General features: G+C 40.7%; 22 protein-coding genes and 1 pseudogene. 12 read left to right on the plus strand and 11 right to left on the minus strand.

Going from position 1 to position 25,095, the window contains the following annotated elements:
- Window positions 1-156: 156 nt before the first annotated feature.
- Complete coding sequence (locus IEV69_RS02170; protein ID WP_188439032.1) at window positions 157-1,509, minus strand: MATE family efflux transporter; 1,353 nt, start codon at window positions 1,507-1,509, stop codon at window positions 157-159.
- A gap of 209 nt (window positions 1,510-1,718) precedes the next feature.
- On the opposite strand from IEV69_RS02170, the pseudogene IEV69_RS13940 reads away from it, so the two are divergent.
- The 8 genes and pseudogenes from IEV69_RS13940 to IEV69_RS14035 all read left to right on the plus strand — a co-directional run.
- Window positions 1,719-1,874, plus strand: a pseudogene (locus IEV69_RS13940) (type II toxin-antitoxin system PemK/MazF family toxin); the annotation flags it as partial.
- Between the two features lie 350 nt (window positions 1,875-2,224).
- Window positions 2,225-2,704, plus strand: coding sequence for a response regulator (locus IEV69_RS02180; RefSeq protein ID WP_188439034.1), 480 nt, complete (start codon window positions 2,225-2,227; stop codon window positions 2,702-2,704).
- 66 nt (window positions 2,705-2,770) lie between these two features.
- Complete coding sequence (locus tag IEV69_RS02185) at window positions 2,771-6,277, plus strand: chemotaxis protein CheB (protein ID WP_188439036.1); 3,507 nt, start codon at window positions 2,771-2,773, stop codon at window positions 6,275-6,277.
- 14 nt (window positions 6,278-6,291) lie between these two features.
- Entirely contained in the window at window positions 6,292-6,738 is a 447-nt protein-coding gene (locus tag IEV69_RS02190; protein ID WP_188439038.1) for a response regulator, read from the plus strand.
- A gap of 126 nt (window positions 6,739-6,864) precedes the next feature.
- Window positions 6,865-7,344 carry a YybH family protein gene (locus IEV69_RS02195; RefSeq protein WP_188439040.1) on the plus strand — a complete coding sequence of 160 codons (480 nt, stop codon included), beginning with the start codon at window positions 6,865-6,867 and terminating at the stop codon, window positions 7,342-7,344.
- 137 nt (window positions 7,345-7,481) lie between these two features.
- The gene (locus tag IEV69_RS02200) at window positions 7,482-8,003 is read left to right on the plus strand and encodes a DUF421 domain-containing protein (protein WP_188439042.1); all 522 of its coding nucleotides are present in this window, start codon (window positions 7,482-7,484) and stop codon (window positions 8,001-8,003) included.
- Window positions 8,004-8,119: 116 nt separating this feature from the next.
- A complete protein-coding gene (locus IEV69_RS02205; protein WP_188439044.1) occupies window positions 8,120-9,427 on the plus strand; it encodes a DUF2254 domain-containing protein in 1,308 nt (435 codons plus the stop codon).
- A 974-nt stretch (window positions 9,428-10,401) separates the two neighbouring features.
- Window positions 10,402-10,611, plus strand: a complete 210-nt coding sequence (locus IEV69_RS14035; RefSeq protein ID WP_444543915.1) for a glycosyltransferase family 9 protein — start codon at window positions 10,402-10,404, stop codon at window positions 10,609-10,611.
- A 59-nt stretch (window positions 10,612-10,670) separates the two neighbouring features.
- Here IEV69_RS14035 and IEV69_RS02215 read toward each other — a convergent pair whose 3' ends face one another.
- Both IEV69_RS02215 and IEV69_RS02220 read right to left on the minus strand, forming a co-directional pair.
- Window positions 10,671-12,092 (minus strand): T9SS type A sorting domain-containing protein, encoded by a 1,422-nt coding sequence (locus IEV69_RS02215; RefSeq protein WP_188439048.1) that lies wholly within the window; start codon window positions 12,090-12,092, stop codon window positions 10,671-10,673.
- Window positions 12,085-13,611, minus strand: coding sequence for a zinc metalloprotease (locus IEV69_RS02220; RefSeq protein ID WP_229741275.1), 1,527 nt, complete (start codon window positions 13,609-13,611; stop codon window positions 12,085-12,087). The genes IEV69_RS02215 and IEV69_RS02220 overlap by 8 nt, the downstream gene beginning before the upstream one ends.
- Before the next feature lie 174 nt (window positions 13,612-13,785).
- Between IEV69_RS02220 and IEV69_RS02225 the strand changes: the two genes are divergently transcribed.
- The 4 genes from IEV69_RS02225 (at window position 13,786) to IEV69_RS02240 (ending at window position 16,625) form a co-directional block, all read left to right on the plus strand.
- Window positions 13,786-14,070 carry a glycosyltransferase family 9 protein gene (locus IEV69_RS02225; RefSeq protein ID WP_188439052.1) on the plus strand — a complete coding sequence of 95 codons (285 nt, stop codon included), beginning with the start codon at window positions 13,786-13,788 and terminating at the stop codon, window positions 14,068-14,070.
- A gap of 283 nt (window positions 14,071-14,353) precedes the next feature.
- Window positions 14,354-15,322, plus strand: a complete 969-nt coding sequence (locus IEV69_RS02230; protein WP_188439054.1) for a hypothetical protein — start codon at window positions 14,354-14,356, stop codon at window positions 15,320-15,322.
- Between the two features lie 155 nt (window positions 15,323-15,477).
- Window positions 15,478-16,068, plus strand: coding sequence for an RNA polymerase sigma factor SigZ (gene sigZ, locus IEV69_RS02235; protein ID WP_188439056.1), 591 nt, complete (start codon window positions 15,478-15,480; stop codon window positions 16,066-16,068).
- A 62-nt stretch (window positions 16,069-16,130) separates the two neighbouring features.
- Window positions 16,131-16,625: an ArsI/CadI family heavy metal resistance metalloenzyme gene (locus tag IEV69_RS02240; RefSeq protein WP_229741277.1), complete on the plus strand. Its 495-nt coding sequence runs from the start codon at window positions 16,131-16,133 to the stop codon at window positions 16,623-16,625.
- Between the two features lie 113 nt (window positions 16,626-16,738).
- Here the strand turns inward: IEV69_RS02240 and IEV69_RS02245 are convergent, their stop codons facing one another.
- The 8 genes from IEV69_RS02245 to IEV69_RS02280 form a co-directional block, all read right to left on the minus strand.
- On the minus strand, window positions 16,739-18,160 hold the full coding sequence (locus IEV69_RS02245; RefSeq protein WP_188439058.1) for a T9SS type A sorting domain-containing protein: 1,422 nt from the start codon (window positions 18,158-18,160) through the stop codon (window positions 16,739-16,741).
- Between the two features lie 554 nt (window positions 18,161-18,714).
- Window positions 18,715-20,256, minus strand: coding sequence for an acyl-CoA carboxylase subunit beta (locus tag IEV69_RS02250; protein ID WP_188439060.1), 1,542 nt, complete (start codon window positions 20,254-20,256; stop codon window positions 18,715-18,717).
- Window positions 20,257-20,511: 255 nt separating this feature from the next.
- Entirely contained in the window at window positions 20,512-21,951 is a 1,440-nt protein-coding gene (accC, locus tag IEV69_RS02255) for an acetyl-CoA carboxylase biotin carboxylase subunit (protein WP_188439061.1), read from the minus strand.
- Between the two features lie 664 nt (window positions 21,952-22,615).
- Window positions 22,616-23,101, minus strand: coding sequence for an acyl-CoA carboxylase biotin carboxyl carrier protein subunit (locus IEV69_RS02260; RefSeq protein ID WP_188439063.1), 486 nt, complete (start codon window positions 23,099-23,101; stop codon window positions 22,616-22,618).
- 284 nt (window positions 23,102-23,385) lie between these two features.
- Window positions 23,386-23,823: an OsmC family protein gene (locus IEV69_RS02265; protein WP_188439065.1), complete on the minus strand. Its 438-nt coding sequence runs from the start codon at window positions 23,821-23,823 to the stop codon at window positions 23,386-23,388.
- 86 nt (window positions 23,824-23,909) lie between these two features.
- Window positions 23,910-24,287 (minus strand): group III truncated hemoglobin, encoded by a 378-nt coding sequence (locus tag IEV69_RS02270; RefSeq protein WP_188439067.1) that lies wholly within the window; start codon window positions 24,285-24,287, stop codon window positions 23,910-23,912.
- Between the two features lie 7 nt (window positions 24,288-24,294).
- A complete protein-coding gene (locus IEV69_RS02275; protein ID WP_188439069.1) occupies window positions 24,295-24,741 on the minus strand; it encodes a hypothetical protein in 447 nt (148 codons plus the stop codon).
- A gap of 11 nt (window positions 24,742-24,752) precedes the next feature.
- Window positions 24,753-25,046: a hypothetical protein gene (locus IEV69_RS02280; RefSeq protein ID WP_188439070.1), complete on the minus strand. Its 294-nt coding sequence runs from the start codon at window positions 25,044-25,046 to the stop codon at window positions 24,753-24,755.
- Between the last annotated feature and the right edge of the window lie 49 nt (window positions 25,047-25,095).

Consider the following 25,095-nt stretch of genomic DNA (forward strand, 5'->3'; position numbering starts at 1 on the left):
GTTCTGTAACCAGTTTTTCAAAATCATTCTGTTTTTCTATATCTTTCATATGTCTAAATTAATAAATTATTAATTTGACACACTTTTTTGAACAGTCTCACAAATCACCAGTCACTAATCACTTTTCTCTTCTCTCTTCTCTCTTCTCTATTTTCTCTATTCTAAATTACTTTCAATCAACCTCTTTGTAAGCTTATTAAACCGCAGATATAGCAGTAATGCAGAGGCAGAGAGAGCGACAAACAAGCCCAGCCAGATACCCATCGCTCCCAGGATTTCTTCTTGCCCTAAGTAAAAACACACCGGAAAGCCTACCAGCCAATAGGCCACAAAACAAATCCAAGAAGGGACTTTCACATCCTGCAAACCTCTCAGGGCACCCAGAAACACCACCTGAAGTCCGTCGCTAAGCTGGAAAATAGCCGCAACGACCAACAAACTCGATGCGATGGAAATTACTTCGGCATTGTCGATATAGAAGGTGGGTAAGATGCCTTTGGTGATGATAAACATCAAGGCAAATACAGCCTGTATCACCAAGACCATAAAGAAAATGGAAAAAGCAATGCGCCGCAGTTCGGTGAAATTTCGTTTACCTTTTTGGTTGCCCACCCTAATGGTGGCTGTTACACTAAAGCCAACGGCTATCATAAACGTCATTGAAGCCAGGTTGAGCGCTATTTGATTGGCTGCTTGTGCATTAGTACCCAACAATCCCGCGAGAAATATAGAGGCAGTAAACAAAGCGACTTCAAAAAACATCTGCATCGCCGTAGGAAAACCCAATCCGAAGAGGCGTTTAAAAATGGAACGGTCTAACTGTTTCCGTTTGGACCAGACAAAATAAGGAATGAACTTCTTTTTGTTTTTCAGAATTAAATAAATAAACGCCAGCATAAAAAACCGTGAGATCAAGGTACCAATGGCTGCTCCTTCCAGCTCCAGCCGGGGGAAAATCCACACTCCATAAATCAACAGGTAATTGAACACCACGTTCACTACATTGGCAAACAGGGTAGCAATCATCGCATATTTGGTTTGCGAAAGCCCATCAGCAAACTGTTTGAACCCCTGGAACAACATCAATGGAATCATAGAAAAAGCCACAATCTCCAAATAGGGAATCGCCAGATCAACCACTTCGGGAGGCTGATTTAAGCTGTAAAGTATGGGTTTGAGAAACAACAGCAACACAAACAAAAGCAAACCGTTGATGCCACACAAAATCATTCCGTGGTGGAAAAAACTGCGCCCGTTTTCAATGTTGTTTTCTCCATCGGCTTCCGCGATGAGCGGGGTGATGGCAAAAGAAAACCCTATACCGATTGAAAGTGCAATAAAAATCAAACTGTTGCCCAGCGAAATGGCTGCCAACTCAGCGGCACCCAGTTGACCCACCATCAGGTTGTCAACCAAGCCCACCATCACATGCCCCAGCTGCCCAAGCATCACGGGGTATGCCAACTTGAAGTTATAACGGAATTCTTTGGTATAAGCACTCAAGGCCATGGCTCAAAATACTAAAAATGAAAGCCGCAAAGTTAGCAGTATTTAAAGAATGTCTTTATGCCTTTAAGTGAAATATTTTAAATTGTTTTTTTGCTGTTTGCGGAATAGGTATTCAACTTATATCAAGAACTTATATCCAATTTTTATAAAGTTAAAAAGTATCCATTGGTAATCGCCACTACCAGTGACTATACTGAAAATACCCTACAAGAGTTTCAGTTAAACACAATGGGAAGAAAGGAATGATTGCAATTGATAAAATTAGAACCATTGACAAAACCCTTATTATCAAAGTTTTTGAAAAACTGACCAATGCTGAAATTGAAAAGTTTAAAGAAATGATCAAGGAAACCTATGTAGACTAATCCAGTAGACAGCCTTGCTCTATAAATGTAGTGGAGCACATTACTCAAACAGATCTTGCACTCCCACTATTTAAAATATGCTGTAAACTTCTTTACTTTGTTTGTAATTTGCTATCTTTACGAAGCAAGATTTGGCAAATAAAATAAAAAATAAACAACAGCTTTGTTATTTTCTTTGAAACCGTGTCAGTCAGCCAAGCCTGTCTAATAGTTTTGGAATCTGAATAGCAATACCAAAAACTTGCTAAGACGTGTATCCCACTATTTGATTTCTCCCCACACATTTATTTCGATTTAACATAAACCCCTAAATAATAGCAATTGCATATGAATATGCTTAACTTTATAACATGATTTCAAAAAACATCCACATCCTGCTTGCCGATGACGACTTGACTGATTGCCTCCTGTTTCAGGAAGCTTTGGAAGAACTCCCGGTAACTGCAACTTTAACCATTGTACATAATGGCGATCAGGTAACAAAATTGCTTACCAAAAAAGGAAACAAGCTGCCTGATGTGTTGTTTTTAGACATTAATATGCCGCGAAAAAACGGTTTTGCGACTTTAGGAGAAATAAAACGCACTAAAAAGCTGGAGGAACTCCCCGTGATTATCTTTTCTACTTCAAATGAACTGGAAGCGGTTAAGAGGGTTTACAGTGACGCGGCACACTATTACATCTGCAAGCCTGCTAATTTTTTGCAACTAAAAAAAGTGATTTATGAAGCGCTGAGTCTTTTAACCAAGCAAAAAAAATCTATGCCGCTCAAAGAAAATTTTATGATAACAGGCAATTCCATTCTAATTCCTGACAGCAATGAAAATTAAACAAAGAGTAAATAGGTCTGAGAGCTGTTGTTTACCATACATAACTATCAAATTGCCCTACTAACAATGAAAAAGAGCAAATCAAAATCTGCCAAATCCAAGGCTCTTCCCGCATCCAAAAATAATTTTCCCGTTGTTGCCATTGGTGCATCGGCCGGTGGGCTGGAAGCTATGATGGAGTTATTAAAACACCTTCCGCCAGACACGGGTATGGCGTTCATTTATGTGCAGCACCTCAGCCCCGATCACAAAAGTATGCTGACTGAAATTTTGTCGAAAAAGACTGAAATGAAGGTGCAGGAAATTGACGACATGGACAAGATCAAGCCCAACAATATTTTTGTCATTCCCTACAATAAAGGCATTGAAGTCACAGACGGACACATAAAATTGATTCCCCGTTCAGAAAGTACCACAGCCATTTCTATTGATATTCTATTTTCCTCACTTGCCCAGGCGCAAAAAGAAAGAGTGATTGGTATCATCCTTTCTGGCAGCGCCAGTGATGGTACCGTGGGTATCAAAGACATCAAACATGAAGGTGGTTTAACTTTTGCACAAGATGAAAGTGCACGGTTCACAAGCATGCCCCACTCTGCCATTGCAGCGGGTATGGTAGACTTTATTTTATCACCCAAAGAAATTGCCCTCGAATTGGCGAGGCTTAGCAAACACCCGTTTGTAAAAACTGCCAATGGCGGAGAAAAAACGGATAGCGAGGATTTGATTGATAATAGCGATCCTGATTTAAAAGTCATTCTCAATAAATTGTATAAAACCACTGGAGTCGATTTTAGTGAGTATAAAATGAATACCGTCAAGAGGCGCATCAGTCGCAGAATGTTATTATACAAATTAACAAACCTCAAACAATATGCAAAAATGCTTACTGAAAAAAATGAGGAAACTCATATCCTATATCAGGATTTGTTGATTAATGTCACCCGTTTTTTTCGCGACAGCGACACGCACACCTATTTACTAAGACATCTTTTCCCTAAATTATTGAAACGAAAAAAAGAGGGAGAAACACTTCGCATCTGGGTGCCGGCCTGTGCAACAGGTGAAGAAGCCTATTCCATGGCCATGATGTTGCTTGAAATTAATGAGAAACAAGCCACCAGCACAGCCATTCAGATTTTTGCTACCGACCTCAGTGAACACGCCATTGGTAAAGCCCGCATTGGAATTTACACCAAGCAGGAATTAGAAGCTGTTTGTCCTAAGCGCATACAACGTTTCTTTACAAAAGCAGAAGGTAGTTATCGAGTGAATAAAGCCGTGCGCGATATGTGTGTGTTTGCTCCTCATAATATTTTGATTGACCCGCCTTTTTCACGTCTTGATTTTATAAGCTGTTGCAACCTTTTTATTTATTTAGATACCGCGGCACAAAAAAAAGCGGTCAGCACGTTTCACTATGCTTTAAACAGTGATGGGTATTTAATGCTTGGCAAATCAGAAAACATCAGTCATTCAACCCATCTTTTTACAATCTCCAACAGCAAGTATAAAATATTTTCGCGCAAAACAAACTCAGGAGCACGCCGGTTACCGGAACTTTCCCGAAGCTATACACAGCAAACTGAAACTAAATTTCAAAAAAATATACCGTCAAGAAACCGAAATAAAACAGACATCAATATTTCTGTTTCACAACAGGAGCTTGACAATGCCATTGATGACGTGCTTGTTTCTGATTTTATGCCTGCAAGTGTTGTGATCAATCACCAAATGGAAATCGTTCAATTTCGAGGCACCACCGATGTATTTCTTACCCACCCAAAAGGCAAAGCCACTTTTAATATCCTAAAAATGGCCCGTCCTGAAATTGCTTTTGAATTGCGTGGTGTCATTACAAAAGTGATTAAATCAAATCAACGCATTCGCAAAACCGGAATTGAATTGAAATTAGATTCGGCTGTAAAGATTATAAGTTTAGAAGTTGTCCCGCTTGATATAGAATGGAATGAATCCCTGCTCCTGGTTATTTTCACTGAACATGAACAAGCAGAAATTTATTCACAGCTGGCGAAAAGCGGTAAGGATACTTCGCAAGCAAAAGACCGGAGAATAAAAAAACTGGAACAAGAATTGGCCGCATCCCATGCGGATGCGCTTTCGATCTCACAGGAGCAAGAAGCCTTTACCGAAGAACTGCAAAGCGCGCATGAAGAAGTAGTCTCCAGCAACGAAGAGTTGCAAACCGTGAATGAAGAATTAGAAACTTCAAAAGAAGAAATAGAATCTACCAACGAAGAACTTATTACCAGCAATCAGGAATTGCAAACACGCATTGACCTGCTCAATGAGTCGTATGAATATTCCAATGCCATTGTTTCTACTATGCACGACCCCTTGCTGGTGTTGGGAAAAGACCTTCGTGTGAAATCTGCAAACAAGGCCTTCTATGATACATTTGATGTTGCCGAAAAAGACACCGAAGGAGTGCTTTTATATGAATTGGGCAACAAACAATGGAACATACCCGCCTTGCGCAAATTACTTGAAGACATTGTTCCAAAAAACACCCAATTCTTTGATTATGAAGTGAAGCACACCTTCCTGGACATAGGTGAAAAAATAATGTCACTCAACGCCAGCCGTATTGTCCAGAAAACACACCGTGAAGAATTAATTCTTCTAATTATTTCAGACATTACTGATGTGAGACGCCTGATCGTTGAAAAAGAAGAACGGGATAAAAAATTACTCAAGAAAGAAATTCGCGATCGCAAAGCAGAAAAAATAAAATTAGAAAGAGCCGTCAAAAATAGAACACAGGAATTAAAAGAAGCCAATGAATCGCTTGATTCCAGAAACAAAGAATTGCTGAACCTGAACAAAGAACTGGAAGCCTTTACGTATGTTTCCAGTCACGATTTGCAGGCACCGTTGCGCAAATTACAAACCTTTACGGGAATCATTTTAGAAAGAGAAGAGCATAAATTATCTGAAAAAGGGAAAAAATATTTCCAGCTTATGCTAAAGGAAACAGAAAGAATGCGGCAACTCATTCAGGATTTACTTGTCTTCTCAGGAATCAGTGCAGGTGAACGAAAGTTTGAAAACACTGACCTTAATGAAATTATAGACGCAGTAAAAGAAGATCTTAAAGAGTTGATTGAAGAAAAAAATGCTGTCATAGAAATAAAAGAGATGTGTGATGTGCATATTATTCGTTTTCAGTTTCAACAGCTTATGTTTAATTTGATCAGCAACTCCCTTAAGTATTCAAAACCTAATAAACCGCCTCACATAACAATATCAAGCCGGAAGGTTGAATATGAAAAATTAAAGATCAAGGAACTTCCCCCGCAAAAAGAATACTGTGAAATCAAAATCAGCGACAACGGCATTGGTTTTGAACAAAAATTCAGCAACAAAATATTTGAAGTGTTACAAAAGCTTCACGGAAAAGAAGAATTTGACGGAACAGGCCTCGGTCTCGCGATTGTTAAAAAAATAGTTGAAAACCACAACGGTGTCGTCACCGCCACCGGCAAACTGAATAAAGGAGCCACCTTCACTATTTACCTGCCTACCGACCAGAAAGGCATTTCCGTTTCATAAAAAAATAAATCAAATTGGAAAAAAAACCATTACATATCCTTCTTGCCGATGATGATGAAAGCGACCGTCTTCTTTTTATGGATGCTTTTGCAGAATTAAAAATTAACACCATTGTGAACACAGTAAATGATGGAGCCCAACTCATGGAGTGGCTCAATAAGGAAAGTAACCGGTTGCCTCATCTTATTTTCCTTGACCTCAACATGCCTCGCAAAGATGGAATGGAATGCCTCAAAGAAATCAAGAGAAATGAAAAACTAAAAGACATTTCCATCGCTATTTATTCAACCTCAGATAATGAAAAAGATATTGAAGAAACATTCCGAAATGGAGCCAATGTTTACATTACCAAACCCAATAGTTTTAATAAACTCAAAAAAGTACTTGAAAAAGCGGTTGTAACGGCCTATCAATATGAAGACCAATCCATGATAAGACAAAATTTTTTACTACGTATTTAATGAATGTTTTATCTAACTAAACAGCACTTTAATCAGTAAAAAGAAGTCGATAACATCAGAATATATACTTCATTGAATATGAATCGTTAACTCATATTTGATGGTTTTTAACTAAATTTAAATGTCATGAAGCAAGTAGCATTACTTTTGGGAGTTTTTTTAATCCACTTTTCATGTACAGATACAAAAGAAAACTTTTACAATGAAGACAGTGTTAAACAAGAAATACTTCAACTTGGTGCATTAATAGTTCTGGCTTTGAATGAAGGTGATACAGAAACTCTTATAAGAGATTTTTGGCAATCAGATTCTGCCTTGTTTTTAATAGATGGAAATAAAATACAAGGGTATGAAAATATCTTATCTGTACTGAATGGAATTCCCACCCGAAGAAAAGACCTGGTTCTTGATGTTGACCATGAAGAGGTAGTCGTTTTATCGGAAAACATGGCCCTTCACATAGTAGAGTTCCAAGAGAAAATTACCCATATGAATGATACCACTTCAAGAGGTCAAGGAGTATGGTCGACTTTGTACAAAAAAATAGAAGACAACTGGAAAATAATAATGGTTCATGAATCCCACTTAAAAAAACAGGATAATTGAAAACTACTATTGTATTTTTTCTTCAGGAGTCGACGCATCAATTAAACCCTTAGTTCCTGCTTCTGCCGGAAAACAATTTTAATTCCCCACTTTTTAATCCCCACATTGGTTAATGTCAACTTTAAAAAATAATAAAAATGGAAACTATTTGGTTTGAAAATTGGGACAGCATACTCAGAATACTTATCATAACGCCCTTAGCCTATTTCACTTTGATCTTTATGTTGCGGGTTTCCGGTAAAAGGACATTGGCAAAAATGAATGCTTTTGATCAGGTTGTTACCATTTCTTTAGGAACAATTCTCGCGAGTGTTGCACTCAATCATGACATTCCGCTTGCTGATGGTATCACTGCTTTCATCGTTTTTATTGGGTTTCAGTTTTTATTCACCTGGTTATCTGTTAGGGTTAAGGCAGTTAAAACCTTAATCACCAGCAAACCCTCACTGATTTTCTATAAAGGTGAATTTAACTATACGGCTATGAAAAAGGTAAGAATAACCGTTGAGGAAGTGAATAGCGCCGCCCGTATCAAAGGTTTTTCATCATTAAATGGCATCGATATTATAGTTTTAGAAACCACAGGAGACATCGCAATCATTGAAAAGATCACAGAGCATACCGAAACTACTTTTGATGACGTGGAGTTGACACCCTAAACAGAACTGGGGATACTACAGATTTAGATTTAGTAGCGAGCTCATAAAATGGCTAAGAAGATAACGAAACACAAAGTGCAAGTTTTAATTTTGACAATCACTTAACAACTTAAAAAATGGAAAAGCTATTGTTTAGATGGAATGAATTAAAAGCCACTTTTTGGTTTGTACCGGTCATTATAATTATTTTTTCAATCCTGCTCTCATTAGGACTGGTTTATTTAGACGGCCAGATCACTATTCCTCAAAACAGCTTAAGCCGTTTCTTTTTTGTGAGCAGTCCTGATTCTGCCCGAAGTATCTTAGCAACCATTTCCGGAGCCATGATGGGTGTGGCAGGAACCGTTTTTTCAATCACGCTGGTAGCCTTGACGCTCGCCTCTTCACAATTCGGTCCGCGGCTCATTAAGAATTTTATGTATGTTCGGCTCAATCAAGTAGTGCTGGGTGCCTATGTTTCTACCTACCTCTATTGCCTGCTCGTTTTAAATGCCATACAAGACGCTAACGATTATACCTTCATCCCTTCTTTATCTATCCTGGTTGCCATTTTTGCGGCTATTTTAAATATTATTTTACTCATTGTTTTTATTCACCAAATTGCCATAAGCCTGCAGGCAGATAAAATAATCTCTGATATTTCAGAGTTTATTTCTAAACAAACAAAAGTGCTGTTTCCAGATAAAGCAGAGGAAACAAAAGAAAGAGAAGAAAACATTGATCTCGCTGCTTCTCTTTCAAAGTATCACAATCGAATTTCAATACAATCACCGAAAAGCGGATATCTGGAATACATAGACAAGGAGTCTTTGATAGAAACAATCAGTGAGCATGATTCACTACTGGTGTTGTTTCAAAGACCCGGAGGGCATTTGGTGGAAGGCATGGAAATAGGTTTACTGTATTCAAATAGCCATTGGGAAAAAGAGGCGTTGGAAAATATTATCAGCCAATTTGAAATCGGGAAAATCAAAACCTCTCAACAAGACCTTGAATTCTCTATCCACCAGATGGTCGAAATCGCTTTAAGAGCGCTCTCTCCCGGAATAAATGACCCCTATACAGCCATTGCCTGTATTGACAACCTCACAGCCGTTATGTCTTATTTAGCAGAAGCTAAATTCCCCTCAAAATATCTTTTTGATAAAGAAGAAAACCTCAGGATTGTTACTGACACGTTTGAGTTTGAAGGCCTTCTCGATGTCGCATTCAACCAAATCAGACAGTTCTCAGGTAGCAGTCCTGCTGTGATGATCCGGTTGATGGAAGCATTGATAACCATCAATAAATTCACAAAGAATGAACGCCACAAAAAGGCAGTCATCAAACATGCAACTATGGTTTTAAATGTTGGAAAGCGATCCATAAAAGAAACGCATGACTTGGATGATCTCAATAAAAGAGCAGAAAAAATATTAAAATAAGAAAGCAACGTCCAGAATATTGCAAACCGCTTTACAAGCCTTTGATTCTTGAAATCTCTATTGGGATTCCTAAAATCAGAAATCCGCAGGTTTATAGGTGAACGAATAGATTTTCATCCATATTATAACTTTCTTTGTAATTGGCTATCTTTGGCTCGCGGTGATAAACTCCACAGAGATTATTAACCCGTAAACATAGCCCACAACCCAAATAGAACGAAAACAAAGCACAGATGAGTATAAAGAAGTTAAACCCCATAAAAAACAGCCTTTTAAAATTTCTTACCAGCTTTTTTAAAAACACCAAACACCCAAAAGGCATCAACCTTAATTCCAATAAACCCTTACATATTTTAATCACCCGACCCAACCACCGATTGGGAAATCAATTGTTGTTCACTCCCCTGCTTCAGGAATTGGAACACAGGTTCCCCAATGCAACCATTGATATCATGGTGAACGGCAACTTGTCGTTTATTTTATTTTCTGAATTCGATTCCCTCAGGAATACATACAACCTCCCTAAAAAACCATTCAACAACATCGGTCAATATCTCAAAAAAGTGATGCAAATGATGTCAAACAAGTATGACCTTGCAATTGCCGGAGAAGAAGGCTCAAACTCCTCAAAAATATTTGTCAAGCTGTCAAGGTCAACAAACAAGATTTATAATTCCGGGGAGTTTACAACTGATAAACCAACCCATATTAGCAAAAAACCAATTTATAGCCTGTTAAAATACATCGAACCCACTTTAGATTTAAAAAACTACGCATATCCCAAGCTGACTATCAAACTTACAGAAGACGAAATAAAACAAGGTAACACCCTACTCAAAAGCTTGTTTAATAACGAAAAAGAAACGATTTGCATTTATACCTTTGCAACCGGCAAGAAATGCCATTCAAAAGAATGGTGGTCTGAAACTTACAACGCCCTAAAAAAGGAGTTTGTCAACTACAACATCTTAGAAATGCTACCCATTGAGAATGTATCTCAAATAGACTTTGAGAGTGTGCATTACTATAGTAAAGACCTGCGTGAGATAGCTGCGATCCTTGAAAACTGTAAGGTCTTTTTTGGTGCAGACAGTGGTATGATGCATCTCGCTGCTGCTACAAACACAACAACCATGGGTTTGTTCAATGTTACCAAACCTNTGATACCAATACCACACAGGTAGATGAAATCATAGAAAAAATCAAAGCGACACTAATCTAAACTAATACTTAATTATGTTCCTTACTGTTTCACCACTTTATACACACTCCTGCCCTTGGCTGTTTCGATGACAACCGAATAAAAACCGGTCGTCAAAGTGGAGACATCAATGGTTTTAGGGTTGCCGGTGACTTCCAGTGCCTTGATGCCTTCAACGGTATAAAATTGTACCCGTTCAATAGCTCCCTCATAAGCAATGTGTATAAATGCTGTTGCGGGATTGGGGTACACCACAGCCCCATTGTCTTGAAAATCATCTGTATTCAAAATAGTTAAATTTTCAAACCACATTAACTCCCTGCCAGGGGATGTTGTTAAAAACAAATCTAAATCACCATCACTGTCAACATCAGCTAAGTTTAAATTGCCGGGTTTAAAAAAATTAGAATCTATAATTTCTGCTTCATCAAATGTACCGGCATTATCGATGTTTTTAATCCAAATGATATGGTTGTTTTCAGGAAACACATTGGCTAACAAGCCCACTATGTCAGGAAACCCATCGTTGTCAATATCACCAACTTTTACATCTGTAACATCTGTTGATCCGAACTCAGTTTGAAACAAGATTTCAAAGTTGCCAAAGTTACCTTCACCATCATTTTTACGCCAGCCTATGTTTGATGGGTTTGAAGTGCTTTCAAACGTTTTAGAAGAAACAAGATCCAAATGACCATCCCCATCCATATCAACCAACTCAAATGATCTTTCATAGAGTCCATTAAACTCGATTATATGCTGCTCCCATTGTTGCCCGATCCCGTCTAAATTTTCATACCATGCCATCCAATTTGTACTGACCATATTAGATACAATATCCAGGTCACCATCTCCATCGACATCCCCCACCCGCTGGGTGCGGGCTTGTGAGGGGGTGGCGTCCACCATGTGCAACTGCCAGGTCACGCCCTGTCCATCCACATTTTCTGCCCAATAAAACCCTGTGCCATTTACAATCCCTATCACGATATCCATATCGCCATCTTGGTCTAAATCTACCGGTAACACATTAAAACAACTATCCAAACCATTGGCAATAATTACTTTTTCTCCAAAGTTCCCCGAGCCGTCGTTGGGGTACCAGGCTACATAATCCAGGTCAAAATAGGAAACAATTATATCCGTAAACCCATTTTGGTTCATATCAGCAGCATTAACGCTATAAGCCTGTGATTGATCCAATTCAATGGGGATGGCCTCACTAAAGCTACCTTGACCGTCTGTGTTTTGATACCAGGAGACGATATCAATGCCACCCATCAACACATCAGGATGTTCATCCTCATTCAAATCAACAACTTCGATATCCCTGTAGATAACATCGGTGTCAATTAGTTGCCGCGGTCCATACAGTTGCCCTGAAACAGGTAACCATAGAAACAAACTCATCATCCATAGTAAATGGGTTTTATAGTTGCTAATATATCCTCTAAGTTTATTCATTTTCCTTTAAAATGATTGTTTGTTCAACTGCTCCATCCTCATAGTGTTTTTCTATGGCATACAAACCCGGGTCAAGATTGTTGATGAGTTGAGGATTGTTGATGGCTGTGGAGTCTTGCTCTGTGATGGTGACGTTGGCATTAAAAACATTGTCATTAAACTTGGTTAATAAACCATCTTTCGCCGGACTATTCCAGTTGTCGTAACAAGCTTTGACTTGATTCACGCCCAAAGCAGTGTTCAATTCAACTAATCTTATAGCAGAATGGTTTGGGTGAAAAATAGTACTATAGTCTGTTTCGTTTATTGAAACATATTTTACCAATCCATTTATATTATAAGTAAATGTCTCATTATAAGTAGCCGGTACGTCAAAATCTCCTTCACAATGGACAAAAAAATAAGTGAAACCGGATTGAAAATAGGGAATGTGGTTATTGCCGGGGAATCCGTCAAAAAAATACTCCCCTTTATAAGGCTTATAAAGAGACGCATAGTCTGTTTTTACATCTTCATACACACCTTGACAATCCACAACAAAACCTTCATGAATTCGTATCATTTGACCGGTTGTAAAGAGCGAAGTGCAGGTGGTAGGCGCATAGCCCATAATATTAGCAATATCATCTTCATCAAATATCCAAGGAGTATTAGCGCAATCAGCTCCATTTTGATTTTCATATACACATCCATCTAAGTAATAATTTTCAGTGTAGTCAGCAGCCGCAGCAAATGCATCGGGATATGACATACCTTGATCCATATAAATATTGATTAATTCCGTTCTATGTTCATCTCTAAAATTGGGAATGGCATTGGTATCAACAACCCGGTCACCATGGGTATCAGCATTAAAACCACCCACTCCCGGTGTACGAGAAACTTTTTCACAGTCTGCAAAACCTTGATATATTTCACCATAATAGCTCCTCCATGTATGTGCTAACCCAAGTGCATGACCCATTTCATGAGGATTGGTAGTATGGTTCTCATCATAAAAAACCCCTCTGGTTACTCTAAATTGTTTTGAAAAAATACTCCTTGCTGCACTATTCTCATATTTAGCAGTTACATATACATTTATTGCGTTTTCATTAATAGTAGTGAAACCAACGTTATCTTGGGAATCTTCAATATCATCTAATAAATCCCAAAACCCTGAATTCGAACTATCATAGTTATAAATACTATTATTTTCAATTGAGTTATAGCCTCTATATTTAAAAAATATCTTATAGGGATTGAAAACCTTGTTATACTCAGCGATCATATCCAAGGTTTCCTTTTCAAAATCCCAGTTTGGATAAGAGTCTCCTGAAGCGACAGTGCCGTCATCTTGCAACAATTCCCAGAAATATACATTGAGGACTACCGGTTCAAAAGCATCCAAAGTAGCCTGGTCATAAGCTGCTGAAAAATCATCATCACAAGGTAATGCACCGGGTCCATCCATAGCACACTTTATGGTATTTTGTTGTGCGAATACACCGGTGTTTGAAAAAAGTATTGAGATAAACATCAAATAGGTAAATAGCCTTGCTTTTAAATGAATAAAACTATTAGAGCAATTGTGTGTGTGTGTGTGGAAACACGGTTTTAATTGATTTCATTATTGGTTGGTTTTTGTTTATTTCACTAAGATAGCAAAAAATAATGAACCCGTTAAAACGGTGCAAACTACAACATCTTAGAGATGCTACCCATTGAGAATGTATCTCAAATAGACTTTGAGAGTGTGCATTACTATAGTAAAGACCTGCGTGAGATTGCTGCGATCCTTGAAAACTGTAAGGTCTTTTTTGGTGCAGACAGTGGTATGATGCATCTCGCTGCTGCTACAAACACAACAACCATGGGTTTGTTCAATGTTACCAAACCTGAAATTTATGCCCCTTACGGGAATAAAAATCTATTCATCGATACCAATACCACACAGGTAGATGAAATCATCAATCAAATCAAAGCAGTAACCGTTTAAAACAAAACTTCAACAAAAAAAGCACTCCCTTCACTTCTTTTTTTATTGGCTCACTAATTTTCTTTGTGAAACCTAAGTATTAAAAGACCACTTTTAATACGCTGATCCAACGTTCCTGAAAAGTAGGAAAGGTATCAAAAACACCCTTTGAAAAAATATTGTTATATTTGAATGCTGCGCCCTTTTATAAAGCCCCCTAATTTACTTTACCCTCTGCTTTTCGCAACCCTACTGTCGAAAAAACTGGACCATTCAGCTTTTGAACCAATTTAAAACAATATATATGAAACCAACTAAATCACCTTTTACTAAACTCATTTTTTTGCTCACCACTCTTGTTCTTTGCTTCGGAATACTTTCGTGCAAATCTGATAAAAAGGAAGATACAGACGAAACTCAGACGATGGCTGATACTGAAAAAGAAGCTGTCATAGAAATCATCACTGAAGCCATGGAGTTTCAAATGCAGGACACCATTCCGGCGGGCTGGAATAGCTTTCACTACAAAAACCAATCTCCTCAAACACACTTTTTCCTGATTGAAAAATACCCCGATGGTAAAACCCTTGAAGATGCTTTAAAAGAAGTAGTACCGGTATTTACTGAAGGTATGGACCTCATTAACAAAGGCCAATTTGACGAGTCTATGGCTGCTTTTGGAAAACTACCTGAATGGTATGGTGAAGTGCAGTTTATGGGAGGCTCCGGTTTGCTTTCACCCGAAAGAACAAGTGAAAACACCCTCAAACTCGATCCGGGTTACTATTTGATGGAATGCTATGTAAAAATGCCCAACGGTGTTTTTCATACCAGTATGGGTATGATACGCGACTTTGTGGTTTCAGATGAAGACTCAGGCATTGCAGAGCCGGAAGCTACAATCGCTTTAGAAGTTTCAGGTGCAGAAGGCATTGTCGTGAATGATTCCATTACTGCAGGAACGCATACCTTTTCTGTTTTCTTCAAAGACCAAAAAGTACATGAGAACTTTGTGGGCCACGATGTCAACCTTGCCAGGCTTGAGGAAGGTGACAATTTTGATATCCTAGAGCAATGGATGGACTGGTCAAGCCCTGAGGGACTTATAGAACCTGCTCCTGATGGTTTTACCTTTTTGGGCGGTGTAAACGATATGCCCCAGGGAGGCATCGGTTATTTTACTGCAACCCTTGAACCCGGCAACTATGTGCTGATAGCAGAAGTGCCCAATACCCGGGAAAAAAACATGCTAAAGAAAGTGGTGGTTCATTAAGTTGTCGTTGGATCGTACCTTTAAAACACCCTAGGATCCTGCAAGCTTTGCACTTAAGTGGGTTCATTGGGTATTAAAATATTGTTTTAACCACAACTATATACTATATTTGGATACCTTTTTCTGACTATACTATTGATTTTATACAGTAACCATTGAACGAACAAAACGCAACCCCCACTTGTGATGTGCCTGCACTTTGGATGGAGCATAAAACAGCACTCTATCACTACATCCTCAAACGGGTGAAGGATCGGGAAATGGCAGAGGACATCCTTCAGGAAGTACTGCTCAAGGTGTATCACTTCTGCCTTACCAAGAGCGGGGTGCGCAATCTGCGCAGCTGGCTCTTTCAAATTGCCCAAAATACCATAACCGATGTTTACCGGCACAACCAAAAAGTCAAAACCACCGATAGCTTCCCCACATTAGCTGAAGAAGATGAACAACAAGCCTTTCAGGAAGCCCTTCCTTACATACTCCCTATGCTCGACTTTTTACCGGAAGCCTATGCACGCCCCCTTAAAATGGCCGACATAGACGGGATGAAACAAGCAGAGGTGGCAACAGCTTTAGGACTTACACTCACCGCTGCCAAGTCGCGCATACAACGGGGCCGCGAACTGCTAAAAGCCGAGTTCATCACCTGCTGTCACTTTGAAACCGACAAGAACGGAAACCTGATTTCGTTTGATATCAAGGAGAGTTGCAAGCCGCTTCAGGAACTCAAGAAAAAAAATACTTAATTTATTGCGTCTTTTTAAAAGCCCTTCCGTCATGATGGTATAAACTTTAAAACAACACCATTATGAAACGATTTCACGTACACCTCAGAGTAAAAAACCTGGAAGAAAGTATTGCTTTTTACACCGCCCTGTTCAAGACTACTCCCACAGTAGTTAAACCCGACTATGCCAAATGGATGCTGGAAGACCCCAGGATAAACTATGCCATTTCTACCGGTCACGCCGAAACAGGTATCGAGCACCTGGGTTTACAAACCGAAAGCGAAGTGGAGCTACACGACGTCTATGAAGCGATGCAAACAGCCAAAGGCACTATCAGGGAAGAAGGGGAATGCACTTGCTGCTATTCAAAATCTCAAAAGAGCTGGATCACTGATCCCCAGGGAGTAGACTGGGAAGCGTTTTACACCCACGGCACCGCTACAGTCTATGGCGAAGGCATCAATGCCCGCCCCGCCCCGGAAGCCATGGAACAATGGAACGAAACCCCAACCACGATTACTGAAGCTCCTGTAAAAACGCACAGCAGCTGTGAAACGGGCAGTTGTGGTGTATAATCACATTTAAAAAGAGATACTTAGGGTTACTTATAAAAAAAGCTGCACATTCGTTGCAGCTTTTTTTAGTAGTATGTCCCGTCCTGAACTAATTGACAATAAATCAACAACAGCTACTGTTTCACCACTTTATACACACTCCTGCCCTTGGCTGTTTCGATGACGACCGTATAAAAACCGGTCGTCAAAGTGGAGACATCAATGGTTTTAGGGTTGCCGGTGACTTCCAGTGCCTTGATGCCTTCAACGGTATAAAATTGTACCCGTTCAATAGCTCCCTCATAAGCAATATGTATAAATGCTGTTGCGGGATTGGGGTACACCACAGCCCCATTGTCTTGAAAATCATCTGTATTCAAAATAGTTAATTTTTCAAACCACATTAACTCCCTGCCAGGGGATGTTGTTAAAAACAAATCTAAATCACCATCACTGTCAACATCAGCTAAGTTTAAATTGCCGGGTTTAAAAAAATTAGAATCTATAATTTCTGCTTCATCAAATGTACCGGCATTATCGATGTTTTTAATCCAAATGATATGGTTGTTTTCCGGAAATACATTGGATATCAAACCCACAATGTCCGGATAGCCATCATTATCTATATCACCCACCCTAACATCTGTAATATTTATTGATGAGAACTCTGTTTGAAACAAGATTTCAAAGTTGCCAAAGTTACCTTCACCATCATTTTTACGCCAGCCTATGTTTGATGGGTTTGAAGTGCTTTCAAACGTTTTAGAAGAAACAAGATCCAAATGCCCATCCCCATCCATATCAACCAAATCAAACGAATTTTCAGCAATGCCGTTAAATTCAATAATGTGTTGCTCCCACTGCTGCCCGGTGCCATCTAAATTTTCATACCAAGCCATCCAATAGGATCCACTCATTCTTGACACAATATCCAAATCGCCATCCCCATCGATGTCCCCCACCCGTTGGGTGCGGGCTTGTGAAGAGGAAGAATCAACCGTATGCAACTGCCAGGTCACGCCCTGTCCGTCCACATTTTCTGCCCAATAAAATCCTGTACCATTTACAATCCCTATCACGATATCCATATCGCCGTCCTGGTCTAAATCTACCGGTAACACATTAAAACAACTATCCAAACCATTGGCAACAATAATTTTTTCTCCAAAATTACCCGTGCCATCATTGGGGTACCAGGCCACATAATCCAGGTTAAAATAAGAGACCACGATGTCGTTGATCCCATTCTGGTTTATATCAGTAATTTTAACACCATAAGCATTAGACTGGTCCAATTCGATGGGGATGGCTTCGCTAAAGGAGCCTTCCCCGTCAACGTTGCGATACCAAGCCACCAGATCGACACTTCCTATTAAAATATCAGTATGACCATCGCCATCAATATCACCCAATTCTATATCTCTAAATATTTTATCAGTATCAATTAGTTGCCGTGGTCCATACAGTTGCCCTGAAACAGGTAACCATAGAAACAAACCCATCATCCATAGTAAATGCGTTTTATAGTTGCTAATATATCCTCTAACTTTATTCATTGTCCTTTAAGATGATTGTTTGTTCAACCGCTCCATCGTTGTAATGTGAAAAAACCCAATTTTTGTTTGATGTCATAAAAAGAGACTCCATTTATCATTTCTCTAAATTAGTGATTATTATTGTAATCATCTAAGTTGTTAAAACAAGCCTACCCTAGAACAACCATAAACAGTCACGAGTCCCGTGCATTACTTCAGTACAATAAACTAACATCCAATGCTATAAAAAAAAATAAATGATATACAACCCAATGACCCCATTTGACCCCTTTTGACCCCTTTTGACCCCTTTTGTCAAAATTGGAGAGGTTTTCTCCAAGTCTTGTTCGAGAATTGTTTGAGAAAAGCCTTTAAAAGAGTAGCTTTTAAAGAGAATCCTCAAACAATGGTGGAAGGTTTTGCAATGGAAAGACAAGATCCCCGCCCCTACCTTCGCTGAAGCTTCGGCAGGCAAGTTCGCGGGTATTTTAGAGGGTAATATTCCCATGCTTCCGGTTAGGAAATGAATGGGCAAGTCCCACTTTGATGGACGAGATACCCGCCTGCGCGGGTATTTAGAGAGGAATGTTCCCGTGCTTTCGGTCAGGGCGGTTCACTGTCTTGCTTTCCAGTAAACTGAAAGCTTTCAATAGTTTCCTGCGGGTGTCGCGGGGCATGATGACCTCATCGATGAATCCGCGTTGGGCGGCTTCAAAGGGTGTGGCGAACTTCTCGGCATACTCGGTTTCTTTTTCCTTGAGTTTGGCTTCGGGGTCATCCGCCTGTTGGATTTCTTTTCTAAAGATGATTTCACTGGCACCCTTGGCGCCCATCACGGCAATCTCCGCCGTGGGCCAGGCATAGTTAAAGTCGGCACCAATGTGTTTGGAATTCATCACATCATAAGCACCGCCATACGCTTTTCGGGTAATCAATGTGACACGCGGTACGGTGGCTTCGCTTAACGCATACAGCAACTTGGCACCATGCAAGATGATACCATTCCACTCCTGGTCAGTTCCGGGAAGGAAACCGGGAACATCCACGAGAACCAATAACGGAATGTTGAAACAGTCACAAAAACGCGTAAAGCGGGCAGCCTTTTTGGAAGCATCCACATCCAGCACCCCTGCCAGACTCATGGGTTGATTAGCAACAATACCAATGCTGCGCCCACCCAAACGGGCAAAGCCCACGATGATGTTTTGGGCATAATCCTTATGGATTTCAAAAAAGCTATCGGTATCGATAATCCCCTTGATTACGGCGTGCATGTCATAGGGCTTGTTGGAACTGTCGGGCACAATGCTTTCCAATTCGTCACTGTATTCTTCTTCAGCTGTAAAAGGCAGCTTTGCCGTGGTTTCTTTGTTGTTCTGCGGGAGAAAGCTCAGCAACTTTTTAACGTCTTCCAAACACGCAATATCACTCACAGAGGTCACGTGCGTCACTCCTGATTTGGTAGCGTGGGTACTCGCCCCTCCCAATTCTTCTGAAGTCACGTTTTCATTGGTCACGGTTTTCACCACATTGGGACCCGTAACAAACATATAGCTGGTGTCTTGTACCATCAGGGTAAAATCAGTCATTGCAGGCGAATACACAGCCCCACCGGCACAAGGACCCATAATAGCAGACAGCTGTGGGATCACCCCCGATGCCTGCACATTGCGGTAAAAGATATCGGCATAACCGCCCAGTGACCTTACGCCTTCCTGTATACGTGCTCCGCCGGAGTCGTTTAGGCCTATCATAGGCACGCCCAGCTTCACGGCCAGGTCCATGGTCTTACAGATTTTCTCGGCATGGGTTTCTGAAAGCGCCCCGCCAAACACGGTAAAGTCCTGTGCAAACACACACACGGGACGCCCGTTGATGGTTCCGTAACCGGTCACCACCCCGTCGCCATAGTATTTCTCCTTCTCCATCCCAAAGTCAGTCGTGCGGTGGGTCACCAGAATCCCGATTTCCTCAAAGGAACCTTCATCCATCAAGTACTCCACGCGCTCCCGGGCGGTGAGTTTTTTCTTTTCGTGTTGCTTGTCAATGCGTTGCTGCCCGCCACCCAAGTGGGCAAGGGCGATCTTTTCCTGTAGTTTTTTCGTATTGTCACTCATATCATATGCCCGCGAAGGCGGAATGTCATGTCCACGCAAGTGGGCATCTCGTTAATTATTTATCAATTCTTATTTCAATTATCCATATTTTGGATAGTTACTTTTATAAGTTTACGTCTTTGTTGTACCACTGAGGTTTCACGCAAAGCAGCGCAAAGGGTTTCACAAAGAACGCAAAGCAATTCGGTTTGTCTCTTTTCTCTATTCTATGCTCTCTTTTCTATCATCTCATGTCTAACATCTCCTGTCTCAAATCTACTCCGGCAACCGCAACACTTCCCTATCCTTCAAATACGCCTTTAAGGCGACCATTGCAGCGAGTTTGGCTTCGGCGTTGTTCTGCTCCAATAACTTTTCAGCAGAATAGTATTTCTTGACAAAATGGGTATCAAAGTCACCACTGCGGAAAGCCTCGTGTTCCATCACAAACTTGCCGAAGGGCAAGGTGGTGGACACCCCTTCAATTTCATAGCCGGCAATCGCTTCTATCATGCGTTGAATGGCTTCCTCGCGGGTGTTGCCATAGGTAATGAGTTTTGACAGCATGGGGTCGTAATAAATGGGTACTTCCATACCTTCTTCAAAACCGTCGTCCACACGAATGCCGGCTCCTTGTGGCGGGCGGTATCGGCTCAAGGTACCCACGCTGGGCATAAAGTCGTCGAGCGGATCTTCGGCATAGACGCGTAGTTCCATTGCATGACCTTTAATACTTAAATCTTCCTGTGCAACCGAAAGGGTTTCGCCCCGGGCGATTTTGATTTGCTGTTCCACCAGGTCGAGGCCGGTGATGAGTTCGGTAACGGGGTGTTCTACCTGCAAACGGGTGTTCATTTCCAGGAAGTAAAAGTTCTTGTTTTCGTCCAGCAAAAACTCCACGGTACCCGCGCCCACATAGTCACAGGCTTTGGCTACCATAACAGCCGCCTCACCCATTTGTTTTCTTATTTCAGGTGTCAACACTGATGAGGGTGCTTCTTCCACTACTTTTTGGTGGCGGCGCTGAATGCTGCATTCTCGTTCGAAAAGGTGTACCACATTGCCGTGGGTATCGGCCAGCACTTGTAGTTCGATATGGCGTGGGGAGCTAACATATTTTTCGATAAACACCGAACCATCCCCAAAAGCCGATTCGGCTTCGCTGATGGCGCGTTTCATTTGTTCTTCCAGGTCGGCTTCCTTTTCAACGATGCGCATCCCTTTTCCTCCACCCCCTGCAGAGGCTTTGATCAAAATGGGAAACCCTATCTCTACAGCAATGCTTTTCGCTTTGGCAACATCGGTCACGGCTTCGTCGATTCCGGGTACCATTGGGATGTCATACCCTTTGACAGCCTCTTTGGCAGCGAGTTTGCTGCCCATAATACGGATGGCGTGCGGCTTCGGACCGATAAAGGTGAGTCCGTTTTTCTCTACAGCTTCCGCAAACCCGGCATTTTCACTCAGGAATCCATAACCCGGGTGGATGGCATCCACGTTCAGGCTTTTAGCCACTTCAATGATGTGGTCGCCCCGCAAATAAGATTTATTGGAAGCGGCTTCCCCCACACAAACGGCCTCATCGGCAAAGCGCACGTGGGGTGCGTTACGGTCGGGTTCAGAGAAAATGGCCACGGTTTTGATGCCCATCTTACGGGCGGTTTTCATCACCCGCAATGCGATTTCTCCCCGGTTTGCTACTAATATTTTTTTCATATTCATTGCCCGCGTAGCGGGTATCTAAATGCTCGCGTAGGCGGGCATCTCGTTAATAATATTTCTTATTTATATCATCTTATCTAACACGTATGCGACCCCACCGGGGTCTGTTTTATGGTGTCTCATTTTCTAAATGCTCGCGTAGGCGGGCATCTCGTTAATAATATTTAAATCTATTTCATTTTATCTCTCACGTATGCGACCCCGCCGGGGTCGGTTTTTATGGTGTCTCATTTTCTACAAATAGTTGACCCCGCCGGGGTCGGTTTTTTGGTGTCTCATTTTCTTAATGCTCGCGTATGCGGGCATCTCGTTAATATTATTTCTTATTTATATCATCTTATCTAACACGTATGCGACCCCCGCCGGGGTCGGTTTTTATGGTGTCTCATTTTCTACAAATAGTTGACCCCGCCGGGGTCTGTTTTATGGTGTCTCATTTTCTTAATGCTAGCGTATGCGGGCATCTCGTTAATATTATTTCAATCTATTTCATCTTATCTAACACGTATGCGACCCCGCGGGGGTCGGTTTTATGATGTCTCATTTTCTACAAATAGTTGACCCCGCCGGGGTCGGTGTACATAATAAACTTTAAGTACACATATCTGATATAATATCTATTGTCTCCAGTCCATCGTCTAAAGTCTATCATCTATACTCACTCCATCTCAATCAACAACTGACCTTTATCAACGGTATCCCCTTTTGCTATAGCAACCGCTTTTACCACACCATCGCGGGGTGCGGTGAGGGCATTTTCCATTTTCATAGCTTCCAGTACCAGCAGGTAATCGCCTTCCTTGACGGTATCGCCGGCTTTTACGGGCACATCGAGAATCAGGCCGGGCATAGGGGCTTTGATATCGTTTACGGCAACAGCCTCTCCCAGGGAAAGCCCCATCGCCTCGATAAGCGCGTCAAGTGGGGTGCCGATTGCAACCCTGTAGCTACTCGAATTGATTTTAACGGTATAGGTTTTATTAATGAAATCGGTGGCGGTGACTTCTATGGTTTTAGACTGATTTTGGTGTATGAGATGCAGACTGTTGTCAGTTATTTGCTGAATGTCCAGGTTTTGTATTTCATTTTCGGTCAGTGAAAAGTCAAACTCCTCATTAACCTGTAGACGGTATTTAGTCTCCATATAGTGTAGTGCTTAGTATCAATTTATAAAGGTAAAGATACATATTTCGGAACGAACTCAAAAAAGGATTTGTTGATGATTCCTAACTGATTCGTGAGCAGTGTGTTTCAAATTCTAAGTCTTGGAACAGGAATTGAAAGTGTGTCTACCTTGCTTACCTAAACATTTGGAACACGGCATTGGTTATGAATATGTGATTGTAATTGTTCTGCGAACTCTAGGATTCTTGCATAGAATATATTTAGAGTCTTTCAGGAAACAAGTTAATTGAACTCAATGAAGAATCAACCGACCTTAATAGTCGTTTCCATACTGATTTTTGAATGTATGGAATTTGAAATCAAACAATGGTGTTCACTTTTATCAAGAATGCGTTCTGCACGTTCTTCTTTTTCGGTTGAAGGAATGGTGAGCGTGGGATACAGATGAATTTCTGTGATTTGAAACTTACCGTCTTTTTTAGCTAGTATTCCTTTGGCATTGCAATCAAAGGCTATAAACTCCAGTTTTGAGTTTTCGGCAATTGCCAGAAACGTAGTCATCAGGCAACTGCAAACAGAGGCCACAAACAAATGCTCGGGCGACCATATTCCGGGCATTCCTTTGGGAAACTCCGGAGGGGTTGCCACTTCAATTTTGGTATTTAATACCGGCGAACTCATGGACCCTTTTCGGTCGTGTTGCCAGTTTAAATCTACAGTATATTCGTGTGCTTCAGTCATGATGTAAGGTTTTGAAATAAATTTAGCATACCAAAGTTAGTTTGATAGATGCAAACAAACTATGACAAGAGTCAGTAATGGCTTAACTATCGTGCTTCAAATAAGGTCAGGTAAAGATGGGAAGCCATTTTACGGGCATTGTTTTTGGCGCGATTGGCATTTTCGCCTTCAAACAGGGAGTCGATGGTTTCAAACCAAAGATTGATCCAATTCCCGAAATGCTCCATTTGAAGTGCATTGTGGTATTTTTGGTCTAATTTGATATGCGCTTTTGCAGGATTGCCTTTGAATTTGGCTTTAAAAAACAGATTGCTTTCCCAAAAGTCTGTGAGTTTTTCCAAATGTGCATCCCAGTCAGTAATGGTGTCATTGAAAAAATGGCCTATTTCCGCACTCTTTTGCACTTTGGCATAGAACGAAGAAACAAGTAAATAAACATCTTCTCTGTTTTTTATGTCTTGCATGGACTGTTTATTCAAAATATTGAAAGTAAACCGGTATGTGTTGGTTTAAGTTGGCTACTGCTTTTTGAGCTGTTTCCGGGTCTTTTGTCAGATCTTCAAAGAGTGCTTTCATAGGGTACAGAAAGTTGTGCAATTGGTCGTGAGATTCACCTTTCATAGTGCACTTTTCAAATACATATGCAAATTCGGTTTCCAGTTGGGTTTTTAAAGTAGTGTAATCATTACTTTCCTCCTCGAGGAACGTTGTAACATGCTTTTGCATTGCTTGAACACCTTCGGTTGTTTCAGCATTTGCTTGCCATTTAGAGCCGTTGTTGTGTTTTAAATTGAGATGCCCTTCGGGACTACCTGTATGCAGTTCAGAGCTTTCAGGTGTAGCGGTTTTTTTATCACTGTCTGCACAAGACACCAAAGTAAAACACACAAGCAGGGTTGACAATATATAGCTTTTCATAATAATATTTTTTAAAGGTAAAGCATTGTTAAATGAAATACAATAAGCACCACACTGATTAGCAAACTCAACACCAGGGAATTGTAAACAAACTTCGCTTTGAGCTGAGCCAGCACACTGGCATTGTACCACATGGCCACCGCTACTACTAAAAAGAGCTGGACCATTTCTGCTGCAGAGGTTCCACTCATCAATATTAACATAGCCGCAATTGAACCGATACAGCTGGAAGCAATGACTCCTAAAACTGCATAGGTATAGTACATTTCCTGAAATTCTGTGAGACCTTTTTGATACAAATTCATTATTCACATTGGTTTTTTGGTTCAATGTGTAAAGTTAGAATCTGTACAA

It is taken from the genome of Planktosalinus lacus (assembly GCF_014640155.1).
GTDB lineage: Bacteria > Bacteroidota > Bacteroidia > Flavobacteriales > Flavobacteriaceae > Planktosalinus > Planktosalinus lacus.